This window comes from Actinoplanes sp. OR16 (genome assembly GCF_004001265.1).
Classification (GTDB): Bacteria; Actinomycetota; Actinomycetes; order Mycobacteriales; family Micromonosporaceae; genus Actinoplanes.
The window spans coordinates 5,755,473-5,769,531 of sequence record NZ_AP019371.1 but is presented as its reverse complement, the minus strand read 5'-3'; the positions used below and the strand labels follow the sequence as shown (position 1 = coordinate 5,769,531).

Here is a 14,059-nt window from a genome sequence, read left to right as displayed (position 1 = left end):
GTAACATCGATGAAACACCGCACTGACCAGCGCTGATCTTCAAACGTCGGCGCCGCGACGAGTCTCGCGGCGCCGGGCTGCTTCGCGTTCTCACCACTTCGAGCACTCGTCCTAGCTCATTCCGGGAGAAGCACATGCGCTCCATCGCAACGCGCGCCATGGCTGTCGCCGCGACCGCGACCCTGCTGGTCACCGCGGCCGGAAACGCCGCCTCCGCCGCCTCGCTCCGAGAGGTCCTCTTCGTCGGCAACAACTGGGAGGGCACCGCCGACATCATCGAATCCAGCGGCCTCTACGCCAAGATCGGCCGGGTGAACGTAGTTCCCGACAAGGCGCAACGGCTGACCGAGATCTACCTGAATCCGATCAGGCTGGCCTATTACCTGGGCATCCAGCAGGGGCCCGGCGAGGGTCACGACCAGCTCGTCGACGACCTCTACTCCACGCCGGACGGGACCGCGCTCGTCGCCTCCCGGCCCAGCTTCGCCGACGTCGTCTCGATCGACCTGGCGACCGGCGCGGTCCGCTGGCGCTTCCCGGTGTCCGGATATCGCGCCGACCACATGGCCGTCTCCCCGGACGGCGCCACCGTGGCGGTCTCCGCGTCCACCTCGAACACCGTGCACGTCCTCGACATCACCACCGGCCGGCAGCTCGGCTCGTTCGCGACGGGCGACAAGCCGCACGAGAACGTCTTCACCGACGGCGGCCGCTACCTGTGGAACATGTCGATCGGCAACGTCGAGACCGACCTGGACGCGCCGATCTGGGACTGGACCAAGGGCGACCGGCACATCACCGTCGTCGACACCACCACATTCCAGACGGTCAAGACGATCGACATGCGGTCCCGGCTGAACGCTTTCGGTCGCAAGGACCTGTCCAACGCGGTACGGCCGGCCGTGTTCAGCCCCGACGCCGGCAAGCTCTACTTCCAGGTGTCCTTCTTCAACGGCCTGATCGAGTACGACGTCGCCACCGACAAGATCACCCGGGTGAGGACGCTGCCGAAGAACGCCGCGACCAGCGACGACCGCACCACCTTCGTCAACGACTCGCGGCACCACGGCCTGTCGATGAGCCCGGACGGCGCCAAGATCTGCGTCGCCGGGACGATGGACGACTACGCGACCGTCGTGAACCGGGCGACGCTGCAGGAAGGCCCGCTGGTCACGGCCGCGAAGCCGTACTGGGCGACGGTCAGCGGCGACGGCCGCGACTGTGTGATCTCGGAGAGCGGCGCCGACCAGGTCACCGCGATCAGTTTCGCCACCGGGCAGAAGGTCGTCTCGATCCCGGTCGGCGACCATCCGCAGCGCGTCCGCATCGCCCACATCCTCCGCTGAATAAACCGGTGGGCGTCCCGCCTGCCGCGAGCTATCTTGACGGGCATGAACGTCAGCATGCGTCCGGCGACCGCGCGAGCTACCGGCTCGACGGTCGCCGCCGCCTGACTTCTCTTCTCTCTCCGCCGGCGACCGGAAACGGACTCGCCGGCGGCCTGCTGTCCTCATGCGTCGCTGGGCGCTTCCTTTCCGGTCCCTTCAGACCCGAAAGGCCCTCATCATGTACGTCGATACCACTGTGCGCATGTTCGTCGACTTCTATCGGGACCGTTCCCACCTGGTAGTGCCCGACACCTCGCTGATCTCACCACCGGGCGACCCGGTCCTCTTCACGACGTCCGGCATGCACCCGCTCACGCCGTACCTCGAAGGTCGTCCTCACCCTCTCGGCCGCCGCCTGGTCAACGTGCAGCGCTGCCTGCGAACCACCGACCTGGATGAGGTGGGCGACGACACCCACCTGACCGTCTTCGAGATGCTCGGATCGTGGTCGCTCGGCGACTACTCCGGCTCACAGAGCCTGACCTGGGGTTATGAGCTGCTCCGCGACGGCTTCGGGATCGGTGACGATCGTCTGCACGTGACGGTCTTCGGCGGCGACTCCCAGGTGGGCCCCGATCTGGAGTCGCTGCGTGTCTGGGAGCGGTTCGGCGTACCAGTCGAACTCACCTCCGACGAGAACTGGTGGTCGAACGGCCCCACCGGACCCTGCGGCCCGGACTCGGAGATCTTCATCTGGACCGGCGACGGGCCGCCGCGTGGCACGCCGACCACCGACGACGGCTGGACCGAGGTGTGGAACCACGTGATGATGCGCTACCGCCGGCTCGGCGACGGCTCGCTGATCCCGATGACACCGGGGTCCGTCGACACCGGCATGGGCCTGGAACGCCTGCTCACGATCCTGCAGAACCGCGGTTCCGTCTTCGAGACCGATGTCTTCGAACCGTGGATGACGACGCTGCCGGACCTGTGGCCGCTCGACGAACGCTCCCTGCGCATCGTCGTCGACCACCTGCGCTCCAGCATCGTGATGATCGGCGACGGCGTGCGGCCGTCGAACACCCAGCGCGGCTACGTCCTGCGCCGCCTCATCCGCCGTGTGCTGACATCCCTGTGGCGCACTGACCCGGACCGGACACTCGGTGATCTGCCGCCGCTGCTCTTCGAGCACACGCGCGACCACTTCACCCAGCCCTCCTCACCCTCGCCCCGGGAAATCCTTCTCACCGAGGAACAGCGATTCCGCGACCTCCTACTGCGGGGAAGCCGCGTGCTGTCCCGCAGGCGAACCCAGGACCCGCTGACCGACGACGACTACCGCCGGCTGCACGAGACCCACGGCATCCCGCGCGACCTGATCGACCTGATCCTCCGCTGACCACCCGCCTGCCTGACCGCCGCTTCGGGAGGGCGGTCAGGCGGGCCGATCACCATGCCGACGCGCCCATCGCGGTCGTCGACGCGCGGCATCGCCCGCGCCAGATTCCCACCACCGGGACATGCGGTCACCTAGCGACCTGTCAGCGCCCACCCGGGTGAATCCGCAGCGGCAGGCGAGAAGCGTCTCTGCAGCGTGTCGAGTTCTGCTCAAGCCTCGGGGAAGCCGGCCGGCGTCGAGATGGCATCTCCACATACTTGCCGCAGGCCTAGCATCCGACGCATGAATCCGTTCATCGCCTACCTCGCCCACAGCCGGCGAATGGCGGACGCCTACGACCTGCCCGACTGGATCCTGGAGAACACGGACCTCGACATGTCGAGAGTGCCCGACCGCCACCGGCACGTCCTCGAAGCAGGAACCCTGGCCGGAGCGGTCCTCTCCACCGCCGACATCCACAAAGCCGACTGCGCCCGACCCCGCTGCGACACGTGCGACGCCCTCCGCGACGCCGTAGCCCTGGCCGTAGTCGTCATCCAAGCTGAAGCCGGCCGCGACCTGGACCTGCTACCACCACGCCCCGAATGACCCAGGGCGACGGGAATCGTGGACCTTCGCGCCTTGGTGGAAGCAATCGGGTGCTCCAGGCCCCGCAATCCTCCATCAATCCGCCCCCGTAAGAGCAGAGCGTGACCAACTCCGTCATGACGAGGGCGCCGCGGCAGATCGCCGCAGTCCAACCGACTGCACGCAAACCTGCGACGCCCTAGCCCTAGCCGAAGCCGGCCGCGACCTGGATTCCCTACCACCCCGCCCCGCATGATCCACCGGCCCCCGCCGACCCGACGACCGTCCGAAGTGCCTGGTCAAACCCCAGCACCCCGCCGCGAGACCTCCGCCGATCTCCTAGATCAACCAGACGAGTGGACCATGGTGAGGCCACCGTCGCCGACGGTAGCGTGAGCCCGATTCATGGCCGGCACCCGAGGAGCACACGGTGGAGAACGAGATTCAGCTGATCAGCGACGGCGATGGCCTGGCGGTCATCGGGCATCCGGCAGCTGTCGATCGATTCCTCACCGCCGAGCGTCTGCCGTCGAAGGACCTCGGGTTGAAACGGCTCAGCTCCGCCCTCGGCACGGGATCCAAGATCGCCAAGGCCGGCGCCGAGATGTCCGACCACTCCGGCCGCTGGGTCCAGCTGACCGCGGAGTCCGCCCAGGCGATGAAGAAGTACAACCTGATGACGGGCTCGGAGAGCGGCGTCAGCCGTGCCGTGCTGACTGATCACGGCAAGATCACTGGGCTGCTCGAGATCGTACGGACTCCCGGCGCGATGCTGACCAATCCCGCGCTCCTGTCCGGGGCCGCCGGGCTCATGGCGCAGCTCGCGATGAAGCAGACCATGGAGGAGATCGCCGACTACCTCGCCGTGATCGATGCGAAGGTCGACGCCGTGCTCCGCGCCCAGACGGATGCCGTGGTCGCGGACATGATCGGGGTGGAGCTGGTGATCGACGAGGCTCTGACGATCCGGGAGCAGGTGGGCCGGGTCTCCGAGGTCACCTGGTCGAAGGTTCAAGCCACGCCGGTGCCGCTGGCGCGAACCCAGGCGTACGCGTTGCGGCAGCTCGACGCCACCGCCGAGAAGCTGGAGACCTCCAACGTCGGCGACCTGGCCAGGACGTCGAAGGAAGCCGAGATCAAGGTTCAGGAGTGGCTCGCCGTCCTGGCCCGCTGCTTCCAGCTGCAGGATGCGGTCGCGGTTCTCGAACTCGACCGGGTGCTCGACGGGTCGCCGGAGGAGGTGGAGGAGCACCGCGTCGCCATCCGCATCGCCCGGCAGAAGCGCCTCGACCTCATCTCCCGGACGACCGAGCGCCTGATCGCCCGGATGGACGCGGCCGCCGGCACCGCCAACGCCAAGGTGCTCCTGAACCCGACCTCCTCACGCGCCGTGGTGCACTCGACCAACCAGGTCGCGACCACTGTCGTCGACTTCAACGGGCGGCTCGGCATCGAACGTGACCGGCAGTCGTGGAGTGCCAGGCGATGGCTGGATGCGGCAGCCGAGGTGCGCGACAAGGTTCTCGAAACGGGGACCAAAGTCCTCGACACCGGCGCCGACGTGAAGGACAAGGTGCTGGAGACCGGCGCGGACGGCGTAGGCGCCGCCACTCGTCTCGGCGTCGGCGCCTTCGGCCGGGCCCGGTCGATGATGGGCAAGGTCACCGACCGGGGACAGCGTCAGCTCGAGAACTGACGGAAAGGCATCCAGGCGTCCTCCGGCACCGGCTTCCGGGCCGCGATCAGGTGCCGGCGCAGAGTGTCCAGGCCGGGGTGGCGGTTGCCGGTGCGGAACAACAGGGTGTGCGGGTAGAGCGGGGTCGGGTCCGTCAGGGGGATGCGCCGCAGGTCGTGACCGGCCGGCCAGACATAACGGTCACCGGAGCCGATCAGCGTGGCCAGCTCGGTGGACTCGGCCATCGCGTCCATCAGGGCCTCGGTGCCGAAGTTCGGGCCGATGCGGTCGATCGTCAGGCCGAAGGCGGCGGCCATCTCCCGATAGAAGGCCTCCCACTCGCTGCCGGGCTTGATGCCGGGGATCCAGATGCGGTGCCCTATCAGATCAAAAGGGCGCAGCCTTCGTACGGATGCCAGCGGATGCCCGGGACCCGTCAGCAACTGCAGCGGGTCCCCCAACACGGGCAGGGCGGTGAGCTCCCCCGGCAGCGTGGCCGGCACGGCCCGGAAGGTGGCGTCGATCTCCCCGCTCAGCAGGGCGTCCACCGCCGTCGTGACGGTTCCACCCGGCAAGGTCACCACGTCGAGGTCGATGCCCGGGTTCGCGGTGTAGAAGGCGCGCATCGCCTGGGCCGGAGTGATCCGCAGATTCAGGACGTCGACCCGCAGGGCACGTTCGCCCGGACGTACGGAGGCCGCGGCCCGGTCGACGACGCGCAGCAATTCGCGGGCGTGCGGAAGGAAGGCACGGCCGTCGAGGGTGAGGCGGGCACCCTGGACGGTACGGACGAACAGCGTGGCGCCGAGGCTGCGCTCCAACTTGGCGATCCGCTTGGAGACCGCCTGCTGGGTGATGTGCAGTCCGGCCGCCGCCTCCTGGAACTGACCGGTGTCCGCGACGGCAGCGAAGGTGCGCACGGCGTCGATATCCACAACTGGTGGTTGTAGCACACCCAAGCAGAAGTTGTTGGACTCCAGTTCAGGGCTTCTGGTCGAATCTTCAGGCATGGGCAGCGCATTCAACTGGTTGTGGCTCGCGTTCACGGCGTCGACCGTCGGGACGTGGCTCGGCTTCGGCGCGTTCCCTCTGATCGCCATCGAGGTCCTCGGCGCCGGGCCGGCTGCGGTGTCCGGGCTGGCAGCCGCGGGCCTCGCGGTGGGCGCCGTGCTCGCGGTGCCGACGGGCCCGTGGTTGGAGCACCGCAGCCGGAGATCCGTGATGGTCACGGCCGACGTGGTGCGGTTCGCGGCGTTGCTCAGTGTGCCGTTGTGCTACGGCTTCGGGCTGCTCGGCTACGCACAACTGGTGGTCGTGTCGGTGATCGGCGCGGCGGCGAACATCGCGTTCACGGCGGCGAGTGGCGCCTACCTGAAACAGGTGGCCGGCCCTGATCACCTACTACGGGCGAACGCACGCTTCGAGTCGACCGCGTGGACCGCCATCGCACTGGGCCCCACCTTGGGCGGCGCCGCAGTCAGCGCGTTCGGCCCGGTCGTGACCGTCTACGCCAACGCCGCCGGCTTCCTGCTCTCCGGCCTGGCCCTGACAGCAATCCGCCCGCGCGCACGAAGCACCACGGCACCCCGCACCCACGAGAACAACACCCCGCCAACCCACGCGCCCACGCCAACCGGCCCACACGAGCCCATCCGCGCACCCACGCCAACCCGCGCACCCACGCCAACCCGCGCACCCGCGTCAACCCGAGCCGCCGACCACATCCGCGACGGACCGCCGGTGCGGGCGCGACCCAGGCGGGGAGCACTCACCGACGGCTGGCGGTTCATCGGGGCCGATGCGAGGCTGCGTGTTCTGTTCCGCAATACGATCGCCGTCAACTCGCTGATCATGGCGACCGAGCCATTGCTGGCCGTTCTGCTGCTCGGCGAGCTCGGGTGGCCGGCCTGGCAATACGGTCTGGCGTTCGGGCTGCCGTGTGTCGGCGGCTTCGTCGGGGCGCAGCTGGCGCCGCGGTTCACGGAACGCTACGGCGGGGCGCGGGTGCTGCTGGTGGCCGGAGTGTTGCGGGCGCTCACTCCTGTGGGCCTGGTCTTCGCTGCGCCGGGCGGGAAAGGGCTGCTCCTCGTCGTCACGGTGGAACTCGCGGTGATCACGTGCATGGGCGTGTTCAATCCGCTGCTGGCCACCGAGCGACTACGGCGGACGCCGGACGATCGGATCGGGCGGGTGCTGACCGCGTGGACGGTCACCAATGCGGCGGCGATCGCCGGTGTGACGGCGCTGTGGGGCGTTCTCGCTGCGGTCGTCGGTGCGCGGGCCGCGATCGGGATCGCCGGAGTGCTGCTGCTGGTCACCCCGCTGTTGTTGTGGGGTGGCGGTCTTCGCGGGGCTCCGGGCGTACGAGATCGGGGTCCGCATGCAATTCAGCGCCCTGACATTGGACGCCCAGCAACAGGCAGGAGCGGATCTCTTCGCCATTGAGCAGTACAGCGCAGGCGCCACAGGTGCCGTCGGCGCAGTCGGTGCGGCCGCGCATCACTTCGGCGAGCGTGAGGTGCGGTTCGACGTCGAAGTCGCGGCGGATACCGTTGATCGTCACTGTCACCCGCATGCGCGTCACAGCCTTTCACGGGCTTGGCTGAGGGCCCGGCGTGCCTGCACTTTGATCGCGCGCCGGTTGCCCGTGGTCACGTCGACTTCGGCCGCTGCCTCGGCTGCCATGCTGATGGCCGCGTCCGAGAACGGTCCGCCGACGAGCACGCTCTCGGCGGCGCGGGAGCGGACCGGGCAGGGGCCGGCGTTCACCAGGCCGACGGCGGCTGCGGTGATCACGCCGTCGGTCACCGTGACCGCGGCCATCGCGGCGGCCTGCGGATAGATCGTGGTGCGGCGGTCTTCGGCGTAGCCGCTGCCGGTTCCTGGTGGCAGTACCGGCAGGCGTACTTCGACGAGGAGCTCGTCCGGGCGGCGGACCGTGCTGTAGGGGCCGGTGAAGAAGTTCGCGGCCGGTACCGTTCGGCGTCCGCGCAGGCCGGCCAGCACCAGTTCGGCACCGAGCGTGACCGCGACGACCGGCCATTCCGCGGCCGGATGCGCGTAGGCGAGGCTGCCCAGCATGGTGCCGCGCGCCCGGATCGGCGGATGCCCGATGTGGCGTACGACGACGCGCAGCAATTCCCCGAGCGCGCCGGCCACCGTTGCGGATTCGAAGACACGATGCCGGATCAGCGGTCCGACATGCAGAAAGCCGTCACTTTCGGTGAGGGTGTCGAATGCGGCCACCCGATTGATGTCGACGACCCGGGGAGGGCATTTCTCCTTCTTGCGCAGATCGATGATCAGGCTCTGCCCGCCCGCCAGAACCGACGTCTCCCCGTCTGCCAAGGCCTCCAGTACACCGCCCTCGTCACGTGCGGCAAGGTATTGCATCGGTCCTCCACCAGGTCACCTTTTGGACGGGACGTATACCCGATCGGCGGCCGTTCAATGTGGATCCGCCGTTTTACACCCGATCGAGGAAGGGCTTGACGTGGGCCGCCGGCGTGAGCAGGGTCGTCGCGGTGCCGTCGCCGAAGATCAGGCGCAGCCGGCCGTCCTGCTCGGAGGCGCCGGTGAGGCTCTCCCGCGGGCATTCCCAGCGCACGCGCCATTTCGCGAAACGGCGTGCCAGCACCAGGACGCGGCGGTCGGTGAGCGCGAGGATCCGCGGTTCGCTCACCAGTCGGACGTTCGCTTCCAGGGCAAAGGCCAGACCTTCCTGCGTACGAGGAAAGTCCCGCTGCCGCCGCCGGAACCGGAAAGGCGAAACCGCGGCCCGGGTGAGTTCGAACGTCGTGTTCTCCTCGGCGCGGCTGACCCACACGGCGGCGTGGAACTCCTCTCCCGCCGCGAGGTGTTCCCGCACCTGCTCCGCACCGGACGTCATGACCCCACTCCCGTTCCCGCCGACCCGTGAAACCGCCGACCTGTGGAGAGTCGCCGATCCGATCAGTCGACCATGCGATCAGTGGGAGCCGCCGATCAGGGTCTCCCCCACGGAAGTGATCACGCCGTCGACGCGGGAGTCGTCGATGCCTTCGAGTTCGATGATGAGCCGGTCGACGCCCACCTCGGCGTACCGGCGGACGGTGTCGAGGTCGGGCACGCCGGGCGGCGTCATGGTGATCTCCAGTTCGCCGAGGTCAGCGGGTCTCGCCGAGTCGCGGGCGACCCCGGTCAGCGTGCGCAGGGCTTCAGCGGTCCCACCGGGATCGAGACCCCAGCCGTACCAGCCGCTCCCGTGCCGGACCGCCCGCCGGTACGCGGCCGCCGAGTGCCCGCCGACGACGATCGGCGGGTGCGGCCGCTGGACCGGCGACGGATGCTGGACCACCCCGTCGTACGACACGAACTTCCCCTCGAACGACGGCTCGGCATCCCACAGCGCCCGCATCACGGCCAGGTATTCATCGGTGCGGGCACCCCGCTCGGCGAGCGACACCCCCATCGCGTGGAGTTCCGGCTCGACGTATCCGGCACCGACGGCCACGGTCAGCCGACCGCCCGAGAGCACGTCGAGGGAGGTGAGCTGCTTGGCGAGCAGCACCGGCTGCCGCTGCGGGAGCACGATCAGCCCGACACCGAGGCGAACCCGGCTGGTCACCGCCGCGAGATAGGTCAGCGCGACGAGGGCTTCCAGCCGCGGCGGGTTGCCGTCGCCGGCGGGCAGCGCGATGTGGTCGCCCACCCACAGCGACTCGAATCCCGCCTCTTCGGCCAGCCGCGCCCGCCGGCCCAGAACAGCGGGGTCGACGTTGCGGTCACGGTGCAGCCCGTACAGCCCGAATTTCATCCGGAAATCCTCCGCGCCTTGTCGGATCCGGTGTCTGCCGTTCGTAGAAGAGTAGGAAGCAGGAACCAGGCGAACAAGGGAGTCTTGCGATGACGCGGTACCTGATCTCGTTCAACGCCGGCGGGATGGACCACATCACCCAGGAGGAGCTGCCCGAGGTCGGCAAGGCCGCGCACGCGGTGATCGACGAGGCGGTGCGGGCCGGCGAGTTCGTCTACGGCGCCGGGCTCGAACACCAGCAGGCGAGCATCGTCTCCACCGACGGGATCGTCACCGACGGCCCGTACCCGGAGACCAAAGAGGTCATCGGCGGGTTCGTGGTCGTCGACGTGGCCACCCGCGACAAGGCGCTGACGTGGGCAGCCAAGATCGCCGCGGCGTGCCGCTGCGCTCAGGAGGTGCGGGAGCTGCTGCCCGACCCGGAGATCGAGAGAGGCTGACGGTCAGTTCGGGTAGCCGGGGATCTGGCGGCGCTGGGTCGCGCTCGCCGCCCAGTGCCCCAGGTCCAGCAGCCCGGCGAACACCACCCAGAACCAGTCCCAGCCGACCAGGCCGATGCCCGGGGTGTAGAGGATGACGTACATCAGGGTGGCGAACGGCAGGAAGAGCAACCCGAGCAGCGGCATCACCCAGGTGTCGAAGGCCGCGTTCACGAACGCCGGCCGGGCGATCCAGATGATGAACAGGGCGAACCGCGGGAACACCCCTGCGAACAGCGCGAACAGACATCCCATGGGCTAGATGGTCACGGGCGGCCCGGGCACCGTCCTCATCCTCCGGGGATGGTCGGATCAGGCCGTCGCCGGTCGCGTGGCGGTGATGCCCTGGCGGGACAGCCAGGTCAGGGTGTGGTCGGCCACGGCGCGCCAGCCGCTGTCGACGGTCAGGGAGTGGCCTCGATCGGCGAACTGCTTGAGCTCGGTCACCGCCGCCGAGTCGCCGTAGAGCTTGTACGACGCCCGCGTCACGACGTCCGGGACGGTGTGGTCCTTCTGACCGGAGACGATCAGCAGCGGGCCGCGGCCGGCGTTGCCGGTGTCGACGGCGGCCGGCGAGTCCCCGGTGAAGTTGGCGAACGCCGCCTCGAACAGCGGGCGGCCGGGCGACGGTATCGTCCACCGCTCGAAGAGCGCGTCCGACTCGGCGGCCGGAAGAGCGTTCGCGAAGCCGTACCGGAACTGGGAAGCGGTGAGGGAGACGGCCCGGCGGCGATTCGCCGGGTTGCGCAGAACCGGGAAACCGGAGCGCAGCTGCGCGAACGGGAGCGGCGTGACACCCTTCATCTGCGCCGGGTCGATCGCCACCCCGGCGACGCCGAGGCCCTGGCCGAGCAGCTTCTGCGTGATCAGGCCGCCGAACGAGTGACCGATGATGACCGGGGCGGCGGGCAGCTCGCGGATGATCCGCGCGTAGTGGTTCGTGACGTCGTCGACGCCGATCCCGGCGACCGCCTCCGGGTTCCGCCGCGCCTCGGCGACGGTGGCCGGCTCCCCGGGCCAGCCGGGTGCGATCGGGTCGAAGCCGTTGAGGGCGAACAGGTCGGCCCACGGCTGCCACGAGGTGGCGTGCAGCCAGAGGCCGTGGATGAAGACGACGGGAGTGCGGACCTCGGTCATCGGGATCTCCTTCGATCGGTGCCGATGACAGAAGATTGCGCTCGCAGTCATGACCGTCGAATCAGTCGTCTGACCTAATGCGGGGACTCAGTCATCCCGGCTGGATGACGACAGCGGGCCGCCGGGGAATCAGGCTGTGCCGATGGCGTTCCTGCTCTCGCTGGTGCTGCTTGCCTGCGCCGCGATGGGGCCGGCCCTCGGGTTCGGCACCATCGACACCGGTGGTCAGCACCGCGAGCACGAGCGCATCACCCGCGCGGCGTTCGCGGCCGGTTTCGAGCCGGCGACCTTGGACTATCTGGCGGGTCACGACCGGGAGTTCGGCGCTGTCGGCGCGCCGGACAGCGACGAGATGGCCGATCCGGCCGCGCACTGCGACGACGCCGACTACCTCGACGGCGACTACCCGCGCACAGAGAGCACCGCCGTGTCGGCGCTGACCGACTGCGTCGACCACCTGCGGCAGCAGTTCCGCACCGGGCTGGACAGCGCTGCTGATCTCCTCGACGGCAACGGCGAAGTCGTCCCCGAGGAGGTCACCGCCAGTCCCGAGTGCAACCCGAAGGAGCGTGACGAAGAGCGGGCCAAATGCACGGTGCTGGAGTCGTTCGGGCGGGTGCTGCACGGGGCGCAGGACTTCTACTCGCACAGCAACTGGGCCGACCAGGCCGACCCGGCTCGGCCGATCGGCGACGACAACCCGCCCGGACTGCATCGGCCCGGGCCGAGCCCGCTGCTCGACCTGCGCGGCGCCACCGTCGCCCGGCCGCCCGAGGGCTTCACCACCGGCTGCTACGTGCTGCAGGACCAGGTACCCGGCGTCGGCGCCTGCCGGCTGCGGATCACGCACGCCGCGCTGAACAAGGACCGGGGACTGATCGATCCGGTGACCGGCCGGGCCACGTCACCCGGCACGCCGCGCGGCGAGGTCGCCGACAACTTCGCGGACGCGGTGGCCGGGGCGATCGCGGAGAGCCGCCGGCAGTGGGACGACTTCGGCACAGAGCTCATCTCCCGGTACGGGAGAGACCGCGGCGAGCGGATGGTCTGCGCCTTGACCCACGACGACCCGGTCCGGGACTGCCAGGGGTCGTCGCGGAACCGGTACATCGTCATCGCGCTCGCCGGCGGCCTCGTCGTGGCCGTCGCGTTCCTGCTGGCGCGCCGGTCCCGGAGAACCCACCGATAGCCTGTCGTGATGCCGGTAGCCGTCGCAGCTCCCCATCCCGCCGCCGTCGACGCCGCCCGGACCGTTGCCGAGGCCGGCGGCAACGCGCTGGATGCCGCGCTGGCAGCCGCGGCAGCGCTGACCGTGGCGTACCCGAATCAGTGCTCGACCGGCGGTGACCTGGTCGCGATCGTGCGCCCGGCCGGCAGTCCCGCCCGCGCCGTCCTCTCCATCGGGGCTGCCGCCGCCGCGGTCGACGTGACGGCCCTGCGCGCCACCGGTGATCGCATGCCGTCCGGCGGCCCGCAGACCGTCACCGTGCCCGGGGTGGTGGCCGGCTGGGCGGCGGTGGCGGCACTGGGCGCCCGGCTGCCGCTCGCGGACCTGCTGGCCCCGGCCCGCGCGCTGGCCGCCGGCGGTGTAGCGGTCAGCGCCGGCCTGCGCCGGGCGGTGAGCGCCGGCCTGGACCGGATCCGCGCCGACCCCGGCCTGCGCGCACTGCTGCTGGACGGGGACGGCGACCCGGTGGACACCCTCGTCCAGCCCGCGCTCGCCGCGACCTTCGACGAGCTGGCTGCGGACTGGCGCTCGTTCTACACCGGGAGCCTCGGCCGCCGCCTGGCCGACGGCCTGAACGCCTTCGGCAGCCCTCTGGCCGCCGCGGACCTCGCCGCCCACCGCGCCGAGGTGACCGACCCACTCGAAGCCGTCATCGGCGGCGTCACCTGGCGGGTCGCTCCCCCACCGGTGCAGGGCGCGACATTCCTGGCCGTCGCCGGCTCGCCCCGGCTGCTGGCCGACGCCTACCGGGCGAGGCAGGCCCGCGACACCCTGCTCGGCGACCCGCTCACCGGCCCGATCGACGTCGACGGCCTGTTGCTCCGAAGACCCCTCCCACACAGCGCCACCACCGAAGGCACCGGCGCCAAGCCGGGCGGTGACACCGTGGCGGTCACCGCCGCCGACGACGCCGGAAACGCGATCACGCTGATCCAGAGCGTCTTCGCGAGCTTCGGTTCGGGGCTGCTCGATCCCGGTACGGGCATCGTCCTGCACAATCGCGGCTCCTCGTTCAGCCTCGACCCGGCCCATCCCGGCCGTCTCCGGCCGGGAGCGCGCCCGCCGCACACCCTGTGCCCGGCGATCGCGACGGCCGGGGACACCGTGCTGGCGGTCGGCTGCCAGGGCGGCCGTTCCCAGCCGTGGATCCTCGCCCAGGTAGCCGACGCCGTGCACGCCCCGGACCTCAGCGCGGTCGTCGCCCGCCCGCGCTGGGTGATCGGCGCCGCCGAGATCGACCGGCCGGTACCCACGCTGCTGCTGGAACCGGGCACTCCCGACGCCGAGAGGCTCTCCACGATCGCCGACGGGCTGGGCCTGACGACGGAGATCACCGCCGGTCCGCACGACGATGCCGGTCACGTCCAGGTGGCCCGGCTGAGCGGCGCCACCCTGACCGCAGCCGCCGACCCCCGAGCGGACGGCGCAGGGATCGTCGTCGCCTGAGCGGC

At 70.1% G+C, this 14,059-nt stretch carries 14 protein-coding genes and 1 pseudogene; 8 read left to right on the top strand and 7 right to left on the bottom strand.

The genetic code is table 11. The features are described 5' to 3' along the window. Nucleotides 1-134: 134 nt before the first annotated feature. The 4 genes from EP757_RS26295 (at nt 135) to EP757_RS26280 (ending at nt 4,990) form a co-directional block, all read left to right on the top strand. A complete protein-coding gene (locus tag EP757_RS26295; RefSeq protein ID WP_127550353.1) occupies nt 135-1,346 on the top strand; it encodes a YncE family protein in 1,212 nt (403 codons plus the stop codon). Nucleotides 1,347-1,590: 244 nt separating this feature from the next. After that, nucleotides 1,591-2,727, top strand: a complete 1,137-nt coding sequence (locus EP757_RS26290; protein WP_232050014.1) for an alanine--tRNA ligase-related protein — start codon at nt 1,591-1,593, stop codon at nt 2,725-2,727. Between the two features lie 282 nt (nt 2,728-3,009). Beyond that, nucleotides 3,010-3,315: a hypothetical protein gene (locus tag EP757_RS26285; RefSeq protein ID WP_127550349.1), complete on the top strand. Its 306-nt coding sequence runs from the start codon at nt 3,010-3,012 to the stop codon at nt 3,313-3,315. 409 nt (nt 3,316-3,724) lie between these two features. Beyond that, nucleotides 3,725-4,990: a hypothetical protein gene (locus EP757_RS26280; RefSeq protein ID WP_127550347.1), complete on the top strand. Its 1,266-nt coding sequence runs from the start codon at nt 3,725-3,727 to the stop codon at nt 4,988-4,990. Here EP757_RS26280 and EP757_RS26275 read toward each other — a convergent pair. Continuing rightward, nucleotides 4,975-5,889 (bottom strand): LysR family transcriptional regulator, encoded by a 915-nt coding sequence (locus EP757_RS26275; RefSeq protein ID WP_232050013.1) that lies wholly within the window; start codon nt 5,887-5,889, stop codon nt 4,975-4,977. The two genes, EP757_RS26280 and EP757_RS26275, sit on opposite strands and share 16 nt — an antisense overlap. Between EP757_RS26275 and EP757_RS26270 the strand changes: the two genes are divergently transcribed. Continuing rightward, complete coding sequence (locus tag EP757_RS26270; RefSeq protein ID WP_197725382.1) at nt 5,861-7,414, top strand: MFS transporter; 1,554 nt, start codon at nt 5,861-5,863, stop codon at nt 7,412-7,414. The two genes, EP757_RS26275 and EP757_RS26270, sit on opposite strands and share 29 nt — an antisense overlap. Nucleotides 7,415-7,448: 34 nt before the next feature. On the opposite strand, the pseudogene EP757_RS44850 reads toward EP757_RS26270, so the two are convergent. From EP757_RS44850 to EP757_RS26250, 4 genes and pseudogenes are all read right to left on the bottom strand, one after another. Further along, nucleotides 7,449-7,544 (bottom strand): annotated as a pseudogene (locus tag EP757_RS44850) (hypothetical protein); the annotation flags it as partial. Nucleotides 7,545-7,549: 5 nt separating this feature from the next. Next, a complete protein-coding gene (locus EP757_RS26260; protein ID WP_127550341.1) occupies nt 7,550-8,362 on the bottom strand; it encodes a xanthine dehydrogenase family protein subunit M in 813 nt (270 codons plus the stop codon). A 73-nt stretch (nt 8,363-8,435) separates the two neighbouring features. Further along, nucleotides 8,436-8,858 carry a hypothetical protein gene (locus EP757_RS26255; protein ID WP_127550339.1) on the bottom strand — a complete coding sequence of 141 codons (423 nt, stop codon included), beginning with the start codon at nt 8,856-8,858 and terminating at the stop codon, nt 8,436-8,438. A gap of 78 nt (nt 8,859-8,936) precedes the next feature. Continuing rightward, nucleotides 8,937-9,764, bottom strand: coding sequence for an LLM class F420-dependent oxidoreductase (locus EP757_RS26250; protein ID WP_127550337.1), 828 nt, complete (start codon nt 9,762-9,764; stop codon nt 8,937-8,939). 89 nt (nt 9,765-9,853) lie between these two features. Here EP757_RS26250 and EP757_RS26245 point away from each other — a divergent pair, with 89 nt between their 5' ends. Then, nucleotides 9,854-10,204: a YciI family protein gene (locus EP757_RS26245; RefSeq protein ID WP_127550335.1), complete on the top strand. Its 351-nt coding sequence runs from the start codon at nt 9,854-9,856 to the stop codon at nt 10,202-10,204. A 3-nt stretch (nt 10,205-10,207) separates the two neighbouring features. Here the strand turns inward: EP757_RS26245 and EP757_RS26240 are convergent, their stop codons facing one another. Continuing rightward, on the bottom strand, nt 10,208-10,498 hold the full coding sequence (locus EP757_RS26240) for a hypothetical protein (protein WP_127550333.1): 291 nt from the start codon (nt 10,496-10,498) through the stop codon (nt 10,208-10,210). Between the two features lie 57 nt (nt 10,499-10,555). Beyond that, nucleotides 10,556-11,380: an alpha/beta hydrolase gene (locus EP757_RS26235; RefSeq protein ID WP_127550331.1), complete on the bottom strand. Its 825-nt coding sequence runs from the start codon at nt 11,378-11,380 to the stop codon at nt 10,556-10,558. A 142-nt stretch (nt 11,381-11,522) separates the two neighbouring features. Here EP757_RS26235 and EP757_RS26230 point away from each other — a divergent pair, with 142 nt between their 5' ends. After that, entirely contained in the window at nt 11,523-12,569 is a 1,047-nt protein-coding gene (locus tag EP757_RS26230) for a CinY protein (protein WP_127550329.1), read from the top strand. 9 nt (nt 12,570-12,578) lie between these two features. Then, complete coding sequence (locus EP757_RS26225; protein WP_127550328.1) at nt 12,579-14,054, top strand: gamma-glutamyltransferase; 1,476 nt, start codon at nt 12,579-12,581, stop codon at nt 14,052-14,054. Nucleotides 14,055-14,059 lie beyond the last annotated feature (5 nt).